This window comes from Flammeovirga sp. AWQ4_249, assembly GCF_056161045.1.
Genome location: NZ_JBSWYJ010000008.1, coordinates 139,470 through 157,005, shown reverse-complemented (window position 1 = coordinate 157,005; position 17,536 = coordinate 139,470). Strand labels below are relative to the sequence as shown.

Below are 17,536 nucleotides of genomic sequence, written 5' to 3'. Positions count from 1 at the left end.
ATTTTTAGTTTCTTCTTATTTTAAAAGTATGTTGATGACCACTATTTATTTCATGAATTTTAATCAATAATAATGGAGTGTCAACATCTGATAATTTGACCGTAGTATGATTTGTCGTCACATTTTTTAAAAGTCTCCCTTGTAGATCGTAAACGGCGATCATCTTGGGCGTATTTTGATCAAAAAATAGTTTATTATTTCGAAAATCAACACCAAAATCATTCGATGGGAGGTTGGAAATAATATCCTTAAATTCTGGAATATATTCCTTGAAATTCTTAGTACTTAAAATTGTACTATTTTCATAAAGTACATGAGAAATAATTTCTTCATACCCTATGATATTTCGATTACTATTTGCTTCTGAAAAACCACTCGAATTATTTTCAAACAAAAGTGCTGAAGAAGGACCTCTATGTTGAGCAGTATAATGATTTTCAGAAGGAATTAATTCTAATTCAACCCCTTTAGGAATACCAATAGACCAATTTAGTTCTTGTTTTATTAAACCTTCCTGCAATAGAGCCACTGTATTTTCAGTGTAATCCGATTGATCAAATAGTGAAGTAGTTAGTATGGTATTTTCAAGAATATTTAACCCTTCATTATACCTTAGCCTACCTGTATATGCAGCATCACTAACGGTTTTTGCATTTGAAGAATAATAAGATCCAATATAAGAAATAGCGTCACCAAATACATGTACTTTTGTAGCACTGCTTTTCATACTTTCCCATACCCAGTGTAAGGCAGAATCTTCATTTTTAAACTCTGATAGCAAAGCACTCTTAAAAGGTAATAAAACAATTTCTTCAGATTTAATTATCTTATCTTTTAAAGTAACCCAATCTGCATTTTCAAGCTTATTAGTATTGAGTATTGTTATATTTTCTGGCAATTCATCTTCCACTATTGAGGATGTCCCATCTGTCACAACAATCGTATTTGTTGTAATCTCTGCTACTTTTTCTTTGTACTCAGCATGACCATAAAGCACGACATGGTTTTTATATTGATCAATGTTGTCGGCAGTACTTTCATTTTCAAGAGTTAGCTTTTTCTTTTCATTTAGATCGTATTTTTGCCCTTCAATACAACTTACAACGGATGTATTTTGCAATTGTAAAGGCAACGTTGCATCAATGTTATGCGAGTTATTTAATTTTAAAAAGGAAACCGCACCTGTACCGTAAGTTGTTCCTATTTTATCTTGGTCAATACAAAGCGCTGTTTTATCATCCACACCTATTCCTAATAAGTTATCAGGATAATTTCCCAAATCTAAGTAAGCTAACATACTGATCAAGCGTACAAGTCGTCCTCTTTCAGCGAAATGTGTATCTACAACTGTATTAGGTAATACATTTAAAAAATCATCTTTAAATGTAAAATACTTGGCAGACATGTTCGTCAATCCATCTTCAGGATATAAACTTCCTCTTTCTGCAGTATAGACAATAGAAGATAAGATGGCCATTCCTGCAGATGTTCCTCCTAATACAACTCCTTCCTCTATTTTATCAGATAAGAAAGTATGGAAAGCTGAATTCTTATAGTATGTATAATATTTATTTTGATCACCACCTTTAAAGAAAAAGGCGGTATAGTCCTCTAATTCAGCCATTAGCTGTTCATTATCAGACGCTTCACGATCGATTTTAAAGTCCTTTGCATCTACTGCCCCTAAAGAAATAAAATAGTTCTTTAGCCAGTCATCTTCTACATCTGCATAAGAAATAATTGCTACTTTTTTGTTTGAAGACTGATTTACGAACCATTGATAGGGTACGTCAGACCAACCTCCTTTTGCTTCACTTCCTCCTCCCACTAACAGTAATGGAGTCTCTTGTGCAAAAACGGATGTAAAAAAACATGTAGATATAAGGACTAGTAGAACTGTATAGTAATACTGTCTCATGAATCTAAGATGAATTTATGAATAAAAATGAGAGATATTAAAAAAAGTTTGTTGATTTGAATCGATGATCAACAATTAAAAATAGGTTGCAAACCTTGTAAACCTAGATCTTTACAAGTTGAAATGCTGTGCGATATGTTTGCTATGAATTTTCTCATTTTGCTATAAGCTTAACGCAATAAAATAAATAAATATTAACGAAGCAATAATTTATTCTATTTTTTACAGATCATTTAATAAACCCTTTTAAAATTATGAAAATAACAAACAACACACTTTTGGATAGATCATTCGTGAAGTGTCTTCTTTCTATCAATAATTGCATATTTGGAAACTTTTTTTAGCATAAGATCGTCATTGCATATGTAGTACTTAAATATCCAATATCATGGCAACACGAGTTGAACTAATTCAATATGTTATTGATGAATTTCAAAAAACAATCAATGACTTTCATAAAAATAGTGAGGAGTCAATAAAAAACACAATTGATTCTAATGACACAAAATTATATGAAAGTAATACAGAAGATGAAATAAATAGTATCACTATTGCAAATAGTAGTATTGATGCTTTGACAGATAATATTCAATCCTTAAAAAAGAGTTTAGAACAAGAGCATACTGAAGATAAAATTAGAGGAGGTAGTGTCATCGAGACGGATGCTATGTTCCTGATTTTAGGCACTAATTTTCCTCCATTAAAATTTAATGGAAAACAAATAAATGGTGTAGCTCCTGATGCTCCCATTTATAAAACAATGATTGGGAAAACCTCTGGCGATGAAATTACCTTGGGTGCTCAAAAAGTAAAATTTAAGCTGCTCGCTTAAAATGATAAAGCCATTCTAACAGAAATTAGAATGGCTTTATTTATTTAAAGATTTGGTTTATAATCGTCCTGCCAGCTATCTGTATTCAAATCATAATTATAAGATCCTATTACTTTTGCAGTACTCCAACCCGAAAGATCTTGATTAAATGATATTGCTCCTGAAAATATATATTCCAAAAATAAAACGTTAGAAATATCCCATGCACTGATATCGCCATTGAATGAAGTTGCTCCTAAAAACATATCTCTCATAAATACAACACTAGATACATCCCATGCACTGATATCGCCATTGAATGAAGTTGCTCCTGAAAACATACCATCCATTGCCACAACATTAGAGACATCCCATGCACTGATATCGCCATTAAATGAAGTTGCTCCTAAAAACATATCTCTCATAAATACAACATTAGAGACATCCCATACACTGATATCGCCATTGAATGAAGTTGCTCCTGAAAACATACCATCCATTGCCACAACATTAGAAACGTCCCACTGATCTAATGGCTGATTAAAGGCAGTTGCATTTACAAACATTCCGTGCATATTTTCTACATGAGACACATCCCAATTGTTAATATTTTGATTAAAAGAAGATGCATCCAAAAACATATAGTGCATCGATGTAACATTCGAAACATCCCAATCTTCAATTGAGCCATTTATATTGGTAATCCCTTCAAATAAAGTATCCATATTGGTTACATAGGTAGTAATAATCTTTGATACATCTTGATCTGATTGTATGTAATCTCTGATCGTATTATTATCAACCACTAAATAATCTATTCCATCAATATCCACAACATCACCCACTTTATAGCTTATACCAGGTTCTTTTGAATCACAACCAAACAATAAAGTAAATAAGAAAATAAAAAGATAATTATAGTTTTTCATCAGTTTGTTTTTTTAGTTGTTAAAATTAGGCAAATATCGCTCATCAAAAAGACCAACTGAAACAAAGTTATCATATTCTGTCACGTTACTTACATCCCATAAAGAAAGGTCTTGATTGAACAGATCAGCTCCATGAAACATATCAGACATATAAATTGCACTACTTACATCCCATGAAGAAAGGTCTTGATTGAACAGATCAGCATCACGAAACATACCAGACATATAAATTGCACTACTTACATCCCATGAGGAAAGATTTTGATTAAAACTTTTACTGTAAGAAAAAATTCCTGCGAAATTCTCAACTTTGCTAACATCCCATGAAGAAAGATCTTGGTTAAAGTTCTCAGTGCTTGAAAAAGTAGAACCCATACTTTTGATATTTCCTGTTTCCCAGTTTGAAAGATCACCATTAAATGAAATTGCATAATAAAATAATAAATCTAGAGACGTTACTTTTGGAAATTCCCAATCTGACAAATCTTGATCAAAAGATAATGCACTTCCAAACATACCCGTGATATTTTCTAAATTATCCAATTCCCATCCATAGAGTGGTTGGTCGAATGAAGCGGCTCCAAAAAACATATGCTCCATATTTTCTACCTTTCGAACATCCCAATTATTGATATGTTGATCAAATGAAATTGCACCATTAAACATATACCCCATGTCTGTCACATTCGAAACATCCCAATTTTCAATTTCTTGATCAAAACCAACTGAGCCCTTAAACATAGCATGCATAGAAGTTACATTTGAAACATCCCAATTAGATACAGATCCATTAATACTATGATAACTTGCAAAAAGACTATCCATATTGGTTACATGAGTTGTAATCACATATGTTACATCTTTTCCTTCCTCAATGTATTCTCTTAGTAATTCATTATCAACGACTAAATAGCTTTCTCCCTCACGTTGGACTGTATTGCCAACGATAAGATCGTCTCTAATAATGATTTCTTCCTTACAGGAAATGAGTTGAAACAATAGTAGTGCACAAAGCAGTAGTTTAGTAAATTTCATTTTAAATAATAGATTGATTCTTAGTTTAAATGATCAATTTACATTATTTATTTGAGATGTAACAACTCTAATCAATACACTAAACGTCAATTACTATACACTTTCCTAATTCTCAATAACTTATACATACTATGGTCTTTGTAAATACATTTTAAATATGTAATACTAACTTACTTTCTCAGGTTTATCATATTTGATAATAAAATAATTTGCGACTAAGATAAACCCTGCCCCTACTAAAATTGACCATGTAATCGGTTGACCAAAAAAGATATAGGCAAGAAAAGCACCGCAAACAGGTTCTAAAAGTAATATTATTCCTGCATCCACAACAGGCACTTTTTTGACGCCTTCGAGGTATAAAATAGGGCTGATTGTTTGAGTGATTATACCATATAAAAGCATTAATCCCCACAACTCAATAGGGAAATCTACAGAAAGATTTGTCAAAGAGGGGTCAGATGTAAACTGTTTCATCAAGGGTAAAGAAAGTAAAATAAAAACAACGCTAAACAGACTTCCTGAGAAACTAGTATTGATTGGATTATTATTTCTTGCCACAAGATTTCCACCTTGAATCACCCAACCTGAAAGTACTAAACCTCCAAATAATGCGACTAATATTCCTGATATACTTCCAACCGCATGAAGATCCCAAGGGTTGACCAAAAACAGGATACCTATAACTACGATGACACAGGCAATTAATCGAACTTTTGTAATTTTTTCTTTGAAAAAAAGGCGTTCAAAAAGAATAGTCCAAATAGGTTGAGTGTATAATAAAAAACAGACGACAGCAACAGGTGTTCCTAAAATAACAGCTCCAAATTGGGTCAAGTTGATTAAACTTGTAATGAATCCATAGAGAATTAAATGTCCTATATTCTCCTTTTTGAAGCCATATTTTTTATTAATCAATATAAGTGTTCCATAAATAATAATGGTTGGTAAAACGGCAAAAATCGCGATTTGATAGAGCGACAATCCTTTTTGTGAGAAATAGTCACCACCAAAGACCACTAGACCATTAATGATCCCCGAGATGATTTCAAACCCATAATATTTTTTAGTATTCTCTGCCATTCTTAATCCATTTTGTGATTTTCTCTATAATCAGAGGGAGTTTGACCCGATGCATTTTTAAAAAATCGAGTGAAGGATTGTATTTCTTCATATCCACATTGATAAGCTATTTCTGAAATGGTATCGTCTGAAGATGACAAACGCATTTTACTAAAATTAAGGCGGGATTCTAGGATCATTTTGTTCAATGTTTGCCCCATTTCTTTTTTATAGTAATACGAAAGTGATTTCACAGAAACTTTTAACTCATCCGCAATATCTTGTACATTGTATTTGGGATATGCGAAGGCTAATGCTTTGACTTTCCCCATATACTCTTTGTCCATTTCAACAACTGACGCTACTTCTCCTTGATTAATATATTCAACCAAAGCGATATTGATTAGATTGGCATATGAAGAAATTTTCCACACATTCAATGCACTATTATCTTCTTTAATTTTAAACATCAGATTAAAATTATCATCAATAAATCCTCCTTTTGACAATTCAGAAGTAAAAACATTATTGATCGTTGCATTAATCTTTACATCATCAGGATTAATAGTCACATATTCTCTAAAGTTTTTGTATAAGAAAGTATCGATAATATGATACCTCCCTTTTTTTAACCAAATATGCGTTGGCTTAAAAACGTTGGCATGTGTAAATATTGAAAAATGAAATTCTCCTGTTTCTATATTTTTTAATATGAAATATCGTGCTGCACTTTTTTGAGCTTCATCTGTCAATACCACAGGTGTATCTTCCAAAATAACAACATCAATAATTGCCGTTTTATACCATACATTGAGATAAGCGATAACGGCATCCAATGTAAAATTGGTTTGTTCTACTTTTACTTTATTGTAAGGCTCTTTAAAAGGGTCAAACCTTTTGACATCTAGTTTTAACAGTGCTGTGTCTCTCATTTCAATACTTCCTACATGATAGATAATTTAAGGAAGTTTGGAGAGTTATTTCCCCTTCTATCAACACTTTAGCCTTTGTGTATAATTAAAAATTAAAAAGAATCAATTTAGAATAGATGAATCCCAAAGAATCGATGTAAATAATTTTTAAATATTACACTTCATCTTTACTCCAATATCCTTAACTTACTACGGAATTTAAAACAAACTTCATGGAAAACGATATGATCAAAGGACTTGAAGATGCTTTATCCCATAGTCCTAACAATAGTCAACTTCGAAAATTACTAGCTGATGCTTTATTAGAACATAAAAGATATGAGGAAGCATCTCTTCATTACCAAATGATTGTTCCTTACAGCGAACAATTCCCAGACTTATTATATAATTTTTCTACAGTGTATTTCCATTTAGAAAAAATGGATATGGCGATCGTAATGCTAGAGGAATTAATTGGTAAAGAACCTCATAATATCAAGGCATTAATCTTACTTACGAAATGCCTGATCAAGGAAAATTCTATCGCTGATGCGATTACCTATTATACTAAAGTACAAGAAATTGATCCTACTTTTTCTGATGAAGAAATAGATAAACACCTAAAAGTGAGTGATCAAGCAATGGATGAAATTCATTCTATTCTCGAAAATCACACTCCCAAAAGTCAGGTCTCTTTCAAAGATGTTGGTGGAATGGATAAGGTGAAAAAAGAAATTGATCTTAAGATTATAAAACCTATCCAAAATGCTGACTTATATAAGGCTTATGGTAAAAAAGTAGGCGGAGGAATATTATTATATGGACCTCCTGGCTGTGGTAAAACATATATTGCTAAAGCCACTGCAGGTGAAGTCAATGCAACTTTCATGCATATCAGTCTTAATGACGTACTGGATATGTGGATGGGTAATAGTGAAAAAAATCTTCATGAGATATTTGAGACCGCTAGACAACAAACTCCTTGTGTATTGTTCTTTGATGAGATCGATGCTTTAGGTGCAAACCGTTCAAATTTCAAAAATTCTTCTGGTAGAAATATCATTAATCAATTCTTGCAAGAATTAGATGGTGCAGAACACGATAATGATGGCTTATTAATATTGGGGGCTACAAATACACCATGGCATCTTGATCCTGCATTCCGTAGACCTGGTCGATTTGATCGTATTATTTTTATTCCACCGCCAGATGAAGCCGCAAGAGAAGAAATTCTTAAACTAAAATTAGAAAACAAACCTACAGGAGAAATTGATTATCAAAAAGTAGCCAAAAAATCTGCTGAATATACGGGTGCTGATATAGAAGCGGTAATTGATATTGCAATTGAAAGTAAATTAGAACAATCTTTTGAGGTTGGTATACCAAAACCGATTGAAACAAAAGATCTTTTAAATGGTGTCAAAAGCCATTCTCCTACAAGTAAAGAGTGGTTCGTTTCGGCAAGAAATTATGCCCTCTTCTCAAATGCTGCAGGTATTTATGATGATGTATTAGACTATCTAAAAATTAAGAAATAATGGAAGAAACTATTGACAAAGGCATTTATAAAATTCAGACTTTACTCGAACACAATCGCTTTAAAGAAGCTGAAAAAGAGATAGAAGAACAACTAGCGATATACCCTAATTTCTCTATTTTACAAATGTATTACGCTGAGACTTTATTACAGCTTGATAAATTTGAAAGGTGTGAAGAAGTAACAAAACAAGCTTTAGGGAATCATGCAGATAATACACAGTTGATGTATATCTTATCTCGTTGTTATGTGTCAACAGATCGATATGATGATGCTCTTGTGGAGATTGACAGAGCAATAGAAAATGAACCAGAAGGTGCGGACTATCATGCATTCAAAGGTCAGATTTTTCTATTGAAAAAGGAATTTAAAAAAGCCTTAGAAGAGGCCAATATTGCTTTGAGTCTTGATGCACAAATAACATTAGCATTGACAGTAAAATCAACGGCTTCTATCAAATTGGGTCTTGAAGACGAAATGCAACAAAGCATTGAAGACAACTTATACTTCAATCCTGAAGATGCCAACTCACATGCAATGGCGGCTTATAATTTATTGGAAGCCAAAAAATATAAGGAAGCTTTAAAACATGCAGAAGAAGCTATGGCGATTGACCCTAATAATGAGATGGCTCAATATGTAATTTTGGAAGCATTAAAGTGTAGACATTTACCCTACAAATTATTTTTCCAATATATGATGTGGATGTCTAATATGACAGGAGGTAAACAATGGGGTTTTATTATTGGTTTTTATGTTTTAACTCAACTATTAGATGAACAAGCACAAAACTACCCTCAACTATCTTATATCATAGGACCTTTATCTTGGATTTTGGTACTATTTGCATTGTCAACTTGGGTAATGGAACCTCTAAGTAATGCAATGCTTTTGTTGAATAAATACGGTAAATTTTTATTAAAAGAGGAAGCAAAAAAATCAGCTCGACTTGTATTGGTTTGTATTGGAATAGGTATTTCTTTGATATTGGGTGGAAATATTATCGATATAAATTATCTCATTACCGCAGGTATTGTCTCTGTCGCTATGATGATTCCATTTAGTAAATTTATGGATCTCAAAAGTGATGTTCTTTACGTTGCAGGCTTGATTATTACGATAATCATGGGAATATATGTTACTTTTACTTCATTTGTTAGTGGATATACATTTACGACTCATTTTCAATATTTCTCATTCAGTATACTTGGTATGCAATTTTTAATTAATTACTTAATGACTAAGAAATAAGAAAAAGGCCGATCGGAAAATACATCTGATCGGCCTTTACTATATTAAATTGATGACTATATGTTACAATAAGCCTGCTTTTTTCATTTTCATTGCCTTCACTAATTTAGGACTTGGAAGGATGATCATAAGGTTCACTCCTAATTGCCATTTGTTGTTTTCCATTACATCTGGACGAATAGCATTGTAATTACAAACAACACTTGCATTGACAGGTAATTTGCCTCCAACTTTAAACATTTGTCCTACTCCAATCCCAAAAGGAACTACCCAATCTTGATCTCCAGGTAATGTTTCATCATACATAATCACTGGTGAAGAAATAATCTGTGTACCGCTTTTAAAAGTATATGACAACATATATTGAAGCATGGCACTATTGGTAGCATCTCCACCTACTCCCCAAGTTGGTGAAGCATTAAATAATCCCATAAAACCTTTGTTTTTATAGACGCCAAGTAAAGAAACCCCTACTCCCCAATTATCATCTCCATATCTTTTATTTTCATAGGTATTGGTATTCATCAATACAGATGGACCACCACCTAAAATTAACGAACCCTCTCCTATTTTAATTGGTTTTGTTCCTGATAATATCATTTGGTATTGCATATTACCATATGCTGTTGTTCCGTCTCCTCTAGAATCTACTGGTAAGATCACTCTATTGATCATTCTCACTTTATCACCAATCGTCAGTGGAACCATAACGTTATTCATCAAGATATTTGAATTTTGATCTCCGAAATTGGTAATATTTTGAGAAAATATTTTGTAAGCATTTGCCATTGGGTTGTTAGCGATTTGAGCTAAAGCTTGTTTATCAGATGAACTCAATGTTTGTGTTGTATCTTTCACTGTTTGAGCCATAACTAGATTACTGAATAGCAAGAAAAATAATAAATGTAAGCGTTTCATAAGTTTGTGTTTTTGATTGATCGTTTTTGATGATACAAATGTAGTAGGTTATTTTTGTTTGTGGATTAACATTTTTTCAAAACGATTTAACAAAAAGTAAAATGGGTAATTTAAGTTAAATGAGGAGTAATTCTTAAATAAAAAAGGAAATAAATTTTGTTACACTTCTACCATTATTGATTTACAAATAAAAAAGAACCCTAGATTTCAAATTTTCAGAAATCTAGGGTTCAATTATTTTAGTAAAGAAAAACTAAGCCGCTTTCTTTTTGCTTTTCGCTTTCGCTTTTACTTTTTTATCTTTCTTTTTTGCTTTTGCTTTTTTGTCTTCTTTCTTTTTCGCCTTTTTCTTAGCCGCTTTTTTATCAGCTTTCTTTTTGGCTTTTATTTTTTCCTTGACCTTAGCCGCTTTCTTAGCTTCTTTTTTCTTGGCTTTGATTTTAGCCGCCTTCTTTTTGGCTTTTAACTTTGCCTCTTTTTTCTTTTCAGCAAGTTTTTTATTCTTCTTCTTCAAAGCTGATGCTTTCAACTTGACTACTTTGGTCTTTTTCTTTTCTTTCTTCATAATTAAAAAATAAACAATGAAACAAAATAATGAACTACACTTTACTGTGGACTACTAAAAGCATACAGTACTTAACACTGTATTCACACTGAGTTGATTAATTAATATTATGTTAATATACGATTAATATTTTAGAAATGCGATTTCGGTACTGTTAAAATTAGAATAAGGATCAATGGAGTCATTTGTTTCAAAGGTCTATTTTAATTGGATAGACAAAATAAATTTTCGAAATTATTCATTCATCAATCTAACTATTTACAATATGAAACTAGGTGCTTTTTCTATCAGTCTCACCGTTAAAGATTTAATGGCTTCCAAAGAATTCTATGAAAAATTGGGTTTTAAGGTCTTTGGTGGTAGCCAAGAAATGAATTATTTAATTCTCAAAAATGGCAATGCATTAATAGGCCTTTTCCAAGGAATGTTTGATAAGAACATCCTTACATTCAATCCTGGTTGGGATGAAAATGCTCAAAATATTAATGATTTTGATGATGTAAGGGAGATTCAGAATAAATTAATGCAGGAAAATATCTCCTTAATTTCTAAAGTAGAAGAGAATACAGAAGGTCCTGGAAGTATTATGCTGACTGACCCTGATGGTAATCAAATACTTATTGATCAACATCGTTAGCAATTGTAGGGATTACTTAATAATAATATCAAGTAATCGCTTTTCTTGTACATAACGAAGAAATTATTGGAATTAATTTTGCATTTATACTTTATAATAAATGCTTAGTACTGAAAATAGTTATGACCAATAGTCATATTCCCCCTCTATTTTCTATTTTTAATTCTAATTTTTTTAAAGATGAAACGATCATTATTAACGACTGTACTTTTATTCTTATCATTATCTGCATTTACTCAGATAAATTTCAAAGGCTATGTCATTGGAAAAAGTGTACCCCAAGACAAGGTAGCGAGTACTAAAATGTCATTTGCAGGACAATATGGTCACTTCGAAGCACAGGAAAATGCTGATGGTGTTATTTATGCCATCACATTTAGACCTCAAAAAAGTGGTCAGCCTACGTTATTGACCAAGTCTGAAATTCAAAAATTTATCACATCTCTCAAACATTACTTTAGAGTAGATATGAAAAGAGAAAGTGATGGAAAAGATGGCGTTTTTAAGGGTAATCACAATGGATGTAAGTTTGTATTAAATTACAACCACAAACAATTCAACAATGGAACTTATTATCATATAGATCTAAAAATCTATAATCCACAATTTGGTTCTATCTAATTGAGAAAGCCTTCATAAGTTACTATTTGTGAAGGCTTATTTTTTTGTAAAAAAAAGAGGTGCCAAATTAATGACACCTCCCGGAAAGCGTTCTTTCCTTTTTTGCGCATGCGCACTTAGGCAGAATACTTCGATATATTTTGATTAACCAACGATCAAGTTGATTAATGATAATGCTCCGATAACATACATTGCAACAGGCAATTCTTTGGCTTTTCCACCAACGATCATAAGGATGCAATACGATAAGAATCCAAAGGTAATACCCATTGAGATACTATACGTCAAAGGCATCATAATAATTGTTAAGAAAGAGGGAACAGCTGTTAACATGTTGTCAAATTTCACATGTTTGATGTTCATGAACATATATACACCTACCATTAATAACGCTGGTGCTGTAGCATATGAAGGAACAACTGTCACCATTGGCGCAAAGAATAATGCACAAACCATAATCAATGCTGTAAATACAGAAGCTAACCCTGTTCTCGCTCCACTCGCAATACCTGACGCTGATTCGATAAAGATTGTCGTTGTACTTGTTCCTAAAACTGAACCTACAACAGTTGTTGCAGCATCTGCTTCTAAGATTTTCTCTAAGTTAGGTACCGTACCGTCTTCTTTTGTCAAACCTGCTTGATTTGAACAAGCTATGATAGTAGATAAAGAATCAAATAAATCTACAAACATGAATGAGAAGATTGGACCAATGAAAGCTAACTTCATTGCACCCATGATATCTAATTTCATGAATACAGGTTCGATTGATGGTGGTAAACTTACTATGCTACCTGGCATATCAACATAACCAAACAGCATACTTGTAACTGTAATGAATACAATACCAATCAAAATACCACCCGTCACCTTTTTATATTCTAAGAATGCAGTAAGGATAAAACCAATTAAGGCAATAATTAATTGTGGAGTAAATGGCCCTAACGATACTAAAGTCGCAGGATGATCTACAATTAATCCCATGTTTTTCATTCCGATAAAAGTAATGAAAAGTCCTATACCAGCTGTAACGCTTATTCTAAGTGACAATGGAATTGCATTTGCAATTTTTTCTCTAACACCAAGGAATGTCAACAAGACAAATACAATACCCGATATAAATACAATACCTAAAGCTGTTTCCCAAGGTACTTCCGCTCCTTTTACTAAAGTGAATGTAAAAAATGCATTAAGACCCATTCCTGGAGCCATAGCAAATGGCATTTTACCCCAAAAAGCTGCCAATAATGTACCTACGATAGCTGCTAATAAAGTAGCTGTAAAAAGGGCTTCCTTATCCATTCCCGCAATCGATAAAATATCCGGGTTGACAAAGATGATATAAGCCATTGTAAGGAAAGTGGTTAAACCTCCAATAAACTCCTTACTGACTGTTGTATTATGTTCTTTTAGTTTAAAAACTTTGTTTAAGAATTCCATGATGTTAAAATACTGATGCTAAACTGTTTAGTTGGCGAAAGTAAACAGAATTACACTTTGTGTGGAATGATTTAATTGATTTGGGTAAAAGAATTGAATCTTTTCGATTAGAATGATAATCTAACACAAGGTTGAGGAACAAATGCACTCATTTCGTTTTCTTTCAACTGTTTGTTGAAGTGCATGTAAATGTCCACACCAATCTCTAATTTCGAATTCTTGTCGTTTTTGAAAACAGTATTTCTACCTACGTCAAATAAGAAACGAGTTTGTGAGATAAAGTCAGCACCATAGTAAGTTACACCGAACTCACCTTCTTGACTTTTGTGATCAGGAATTAAATCGAAGAAACCTTGCATTCTAAAGCCTAACTTTTTCCAAAGTGGTAAATCGAAAACACCTGTGAATTGCACAGCGTCTTGATTGAAGTTATCTGTACGCCAGTAAGTCGATAACTTTAAGAAACCACCTTTTGGAGCTTTGAATGTAAGACCCACACCGGCTAAACCTGCAAAGTAGTTATTTCCAAAGTTGATTTGACCGTCTAATGACACATCAGCAACTGGACCAAATGAAAAGTCTTTTCCAGTGATACCACCAAGACTTAACCATGGTGAAACCTCTGAATACAAACGATACTGCTCTCTAGCGCCTTCGTCTTCAATTGGGAAATAAAAACCGTTGGAATGGAATCCGTTTGGTGCAGCCATATAGTTTACAAAACCATATACACCACCCCATTTGGTAACAGTAGTGTGATCTAAAGTGATAAGATGCATATCACCACCTTCTGTGTGAGTACCTGTCGCATAATCAGTGTTATTAAAACCGTAAGCGTACTCTAAAAATGTACTCGAAAAGTTTTGTGCTTGTGTTTGTGAAGATGCAAACAAGCAAACCATCATTAAGAAAGGAAGTAAAAGTTTCTTAGAAACCATTGTTATAATAAATAAGACGTTTTTTAAATCACACAGAATTTTTCTGCATGGGCAAGCAGATGGTAATCGCCAATACATCTGTCTTTGCGGTGCAAATATGCATCATTTAAATTCACATTTACAAAGTGTAGTTTTACACTTAAAATAGCATTAACATTTAATAATTGAAGACATTATGAATAAACCTTCAATTAGATACTGATATTGAGACTTTTAGGTAGAAATTAAATGATTTGTAATAAATGTTAAGTGTAGTAACCTTTTTGGATATTACTTAAAATATACCTTGAAATCGGCTTCATAAGACTTAGAAGTGATGAAAATCTTTTGATCTGCCTGATACAACTGATCCACTAAAATCCAGTCAGCAATCGTTTCCCAAGATTGAGAAGATATGATTTTATCTGCTTTGTAGGCTTGATCCACAACATAGACCTTATAATCCGCCTTATACTGTTCCGTTACTATAAAAACTTTAGGTTTGGGTGTAATATTTTCTCCTTCTGAACTAAAGCAACTCATGAAGAATAATGGGATCGTGAAGGCAAATATTACAATACTTTGGGGTAATGAAAATCTCATATCTAAAGGATAATTAACCAGTTAATGTGACAAAAATACAAAATTAGAAAGAGTAAAAATCTTAAAACACAAAAAAGTCTATTCCAAGCAGTGAAATAGACTTTAAAAATTAATTAGTATTTAATGTAAATGTGAATTACACATGCGCATCGTTGGATGTATAATCACTTTTCCATCATCATTTATCTCTACTTTATTTCTATCCATTAGAAATGAAAGTGCTTCTTCTTTTGGAAAAGGTATACCTGAACATGATGAAAAATTGATGTCTTCTCCCCATTTATTAGCGATTGAAAGGACTAAATCATCTGGAGAAAACTTTCCATCATTTTCCTGTACAAGGAATATAACCTCGTGTATATGTGCAGTATTCATCTTCATATCTTTTTTATAATCGTTGACAAAGGTATTAAAAGATAATTTAGTCTTTTATTTGATTTACATATATTAATCATTTTTTCTAAAAATTTTTATGGAATTGAATAAAACTTAAGTATCTACTAATCTGTTAGTTCATTTTAATAGGCAATCTTTGACTTTCTATTTTAAGGATTAGATTTTAACACTATTTTTTATTATTATTAAAATATATATAATTTTGTAATTGTTCAAACAAGCAAATAAACTGTGTGACAGAAATGAAGACTTATTTTTTAATATTATTTTCTTTACTCACTACCGTCTCTTCATTTGCACAAGATATGCTTGTTCCCTACTTAAAAGGAGGTAAATATGGTTATTTATCTTCCTCAACTAAAAAGCTTGTAATCCCTGTACAATTCGATCATGCTGAATTGTTTCATGGTAAATTAGCCTATGTAGAAAAAGATGGGGAATTTGGTTTTATCAATGCGAAAGGAGAAGAAGTAATCCCTATTGGGAAGTATGTAACTACTTATGAAGAAGCACCAAGATTTCATGATGGCCTATTGGCGGTTGTGAGAGATAAGAAGTTTGGTGTAGTCAATGAGGAAGGCGAAGAGGTTATTCCTTTTAAATACGACTATATCGGTAAATTTTCTGAAGGAAAAGCAGCCGTAGGTCTATTGAAAGTATCTACCGATTACAATTTCAGAGTTGAAAACTATAAAACGCTGAACATTGGTCCTATTTCCAAGGAAATGACCTTCACCACAAGAAACTCACTGCACAATACAACAGATGAAAAGTGGGGAGAAAGAGGTGATCTAACTTATGGTTTTATTAATACTAAAGGGGAAGTTGTTGTACCTATCATCTATGGCAAAGTAGGTGATTATTCAGAAGGGTTAGCACTTGTTGTGAAAAATGCTTTTTTTGGTAAGGCAGGCTATTTTAATCATGAAGGAAATATAGAAATCGCAGCTCAATATATTGAAGCACATGATTTTAAACATGGTTATTCGCATGCTAGAAAAACAAACATGTACGACAAAAACTTGATTGCAAGTAACTACGAACATGTCTATGTTTTAAATTCACCAGATGGTATCATTGATAAAAAAGGTAAACTTATCCTTCCAACTATTCCCATTGATCATTTTTTAGGTCAAAATAAAAATGGGTTTATATTAGAAAGCTGGGATGATCGTGTTTGTTTTTCTGATTATCAAGGTAACATTAAAATACCATTTAATGAAGAATATATTCATGGTATTGTCAATGAAGAAGGACCTATTGCCTTTTTAAAACAAGACAGTACGTATGAATTTCATGATCCAAATACTTACGAGATCATTGAAAACGCATTGTTGGTCGACAATCTTCAACCTTGTCAAGACGGTGTATTTATCTATTCAGATCATACCACACATTTGTATGGTGTATTGAGTAAGACACTTACTTCTAAGGTTAAGCCGAAATATGATATTATTCTTCCTTTTGAAAATGGATTTGCAAAAGCATTGCGTTCTAGAGGAAGTAAAAGAATTACTACTAAGTTTTTCTTTATTGATAAGAGTGGTTTCGAATACGTAAACCTCCCTCACAATTAATATTGAGCTAAAAAATAGATATTAGAAAAACACTATTTTATAAAACAATAAAACCCAAGTCTTAAAAAGACCAGGGTTTTATACTCTCTCTGTACTTATCTATAATATGTCTAAATCTTACCTTATTAACACTAGCAGTATAGACTTAGTTCCAAAAGGGCAAAAAGAGTTGTATTTTTTTTATATTTACTGCATATAATGTGTTATTTGAGCCTCTTTTGTGGTATCTCCTCCTCCATTTTTGAAATAATTTCCTGAGGATGCTTATTTATAGCATTAATAGAAATGTTCAATTTACAGAAAATCAATCCACAAAAAACTTCTATACTTATCTTTTGGTATAGAAAAAACCTCTTCTTAGATAAATTATAATTACATCACAAAAAAGACCCTATCGCTGATAGGGCC

At 32.2% G+C, this 17,536-nt stretch carries 17 protein-coding genes; 6 read left to right on the top strand and 11 right to left on the bottom strand.

Translation table 11 applies throughout. The annotated features are described in order from the left end of the window. Positions 1-4 precede the first annotated feature (4 nt). Positions 5-1,918 (bottom strand): cyanophycinase, encoded by a 1,914-nt coding sequence (locus ACXAHM_RS08965; RefSeq protein WP_474960090.1) that lies wholly within the window; start codon positions 1,916-1,918, stop codon positions 5-7. 388 nt (positions 1,919-2,306) lie between these two features. On the opposite strand from ACXAHM_RS08965, the gene ACXAHM_RS08960 reads away from it, so the two are divergent. Further along, positions 2,307-2,750 carry a hypothetical protein gene (locus ACXAHM_RS08960; RefSeq protein WP_474960089.1) on the top strand — a complete coding sequence of 148 codons (444 nt, stop codon included), beginning with the start codon at positions 2,307-2,309 and terminating at the stop codon, positions 2,748-2,750. A gap of 44 nt (positions 2,751-2,794) precedes the next feature. Here ACXAHM_RS08960 and ACXAHM_RS08955 read toward each other — a convergent pair whose 3' ends face one another. The 4 genes from ACXAHM_RS08955 to ACXAHM_RS08940 form a co-directional block, all read right to left on the bottom strand. After that, a complete protein-coding gene (locus tag ACXAHM_RS08955; RefSeq protein WP_474960088.1) occupies positions 2,795-3,658 on the bottom strand; it encodes a BspA family leucine-rich repeat surface protein in 864 nt (287 codons plus the stop codon). Positions 3,659-3,670: 12 nt separating this feature from the next. Beyond that, a complete protein-coding gene (locus tag ACXAHM_RS08950; protein ID WP_474960087.1) occupies positions 3,671-4,693 on the bottom strand; it encodes a BspA family leucine-rich repeat surface protein in 1,023 nt (340 codons plus the stop codon). A gap of 165 nt (positions 4,694-4,858) precedes the next feature. Next, on the bottom strand, positions 4,859-5,776 hold the full coding sequence (locus ACXAHM_RS08945; protein WP_474960086.1) for a DMT family transporter: 918 nt from the start codon (positions 5,774-5,776) through the stop codon (positions 4,859-4,861). A gap of 2 nt (positions 5,777-5,778) precedes the next feature. Continuing rightward, positions 5,779-6,687, bottom strand: a complete 909-nt coding sequence (locus ACXAHM_RS08940; RefSeq protein WP_474960085.1) for a helix-turn-helix domain-containing protein — start codon at positions 6,685-6,687, stop codon at positions 5,779-5,781. Between the two features lie 212 nt (positions 6,688-6,899). Here ACXAHM_RS08940 and ACXAHM_RS08935 point away from each other — a divergent pair, with 212 nt between their 5' ends. Both ACXAHM_RS08935 and ACXAHM_RS08930 read left to right on the top strand, forming a co-directional pair. Continuing rightward, positions 6,900-8,204, top strand: coding sequence for an AAA family ATPase (locus ACXAHM_RS08935; RefSeq protein ID WP_474960084.1), 1,305 nt, complete (start codon positions 6,900-6,902; stop codon positions 8,202-8,204). After that, entirely contained in the window at positions 8,204-9,454 is a 1,251-nt protein-coding gene (locus ACXAHM_RS08930; protein WP_474960083.1) for a tetratricopeptide repeat protein, read from the top strand. Before ACXAHM_RS08935 ends, ACXAHM_RS08930 begins: the two co-directional genes overlap by 1 nt. 63 nt (positions 9,455-9,517) lie before the next feature. On the opposite strand, the gene ACXAHM_RS08925 is transcribed toward ACXAHM_RS08930, so the two are convergent. Both ACXAHM_RS08925 and ACXAHM_RS08920 read right to left on the bottom strand, forming a co-directional pair. Next, positions 9,518-10,372 carry a hypothetical protein gene (locus ACXAHM_RS08925; protein WP_474960082.1) on the bottom strand — a complete coding sequence of 285 codons (855 nt, stop codon included), beginning with the start codon at positions 10,370-10,372 and terminating at the stop codon, positions 9,518-9,520. 253 nt (positions 10,373-10,625) lie between these two features. Then, positions 10,626-10,937 carry a hypothetical protein gene (locus ACXAHM_RS08920; protein WP_474960081.1) on the bottom strand — a complete coding sequence of 104 codons (312 nt, stop codon included), beginning with the start codon at positions 10,935-10,937 and terminating at the stop codon, positions 10,626-10,628. A gap of 265 nt (positions 10,938-11,202) precedes the next feature. Here ACXAHM_RS08920 and ACXAHM_RS08915 point away from each other — a divergent pair, with 265 nt between their 5' ends. Both ACXAHM_RS08915 and ACXAHM_RS08910 read left to right on the top strand, forming a co-directional pair. After that, entirely contained in the window at positions 11,203-11,574 is a 372-nt protein-coding gene (locus ACXAHM_RS08915) for a VOC family protein (protein ID WP_474960080.1), read from the top strand. A 180-nt stretch (positions 11,575-11,754) separates the two neighbouring features. Next, a complete protein-coding gene (locus ACXAHM_RS08910) occupies positions 11,755-12,195 on the top strand; it encodes a hypothetical protein (protein ID WP_474960079.1) in 441 nt (146 codons plus the stop codon). Between the two features lie 144 nt (positions 12,196-12,339). On the opposite strand, the gene ACXAHM_RS08905 is transcribed toward ACXAHM_RS08910, so the two are convergent. From ACXAHM_RS08905 to ACXAHM_RS08890, 4 genes are all read right to left on the bottom strand, one after another. Beyond that, positions 12,340-13,635 (bottom strand): NCS2 family permease, encoded by a 1,296-nt coding sequence (locus ACXAHM_RS08905; RefSeq protein WP_474960078.1) that lies wholly within the window; start codon positions 13,633-13,635, stop codon positions 12,340-12,342. 107 nt (positions 13,636-13,742) lie between these two features. Next, positions 13,743-14,573 carry a hypothetical protein gene (locus tag ACXAHM_RS08900; RefSeq protein WP_474960077.1) on the bottom strand — a complete coding sequence of 277 codons (831 nt, stop codon included), beginning with the start codon at positions 14,571-14,573 and terminating at the stop codon, positions 13,743-13,745. 270 nt (positions 14,574-14,843) lie between these two features. After that, positions 14,844-15,155 carry a 7(1) septoil knot domain-containing protein gene (locus ACXAHM_RS08895; protein WP_474960076.1) on the bottom strand — a complete coding sequence of 104 codons (312 nt, stop codon included), beginning with the start codon at positions 15,153-15,155 and terminating at the stop codon, positions 14,844-14,846. Between the two features lie 120 nt (positions 15,156-15,275). Further along, positions 15,276-15,530 (bottom strand): DUF2492 family protein, encoded by a 255-nt coding sequence (locus ACXAHM_RS08890; RefSeq protein ID WP_474960075.1) that lies wholly within the window; start codon positions 15,528-15,530, stop codon positions 15,276-15,278. 263 nt (positions 15,531-15,793) lie between these two features. Here ACXAHM_RS08890 and ACXAHM_RS08885 point away from each other — a divergent pair, with 263 nt between their 5' ends. After that, on the top strand, positions 15,794-17,128 hold the full coding sequence (locus ACXAHM_RS08885; protein ID WP_474960074.1) for a WG repeat-containing protein: 1,335 nt from the start codon (positions 15,794-15,796) through the stop codon (positions 17,126-17,128). Positions 17,129-17,536 lie beyond the last annotated feature (408 nt).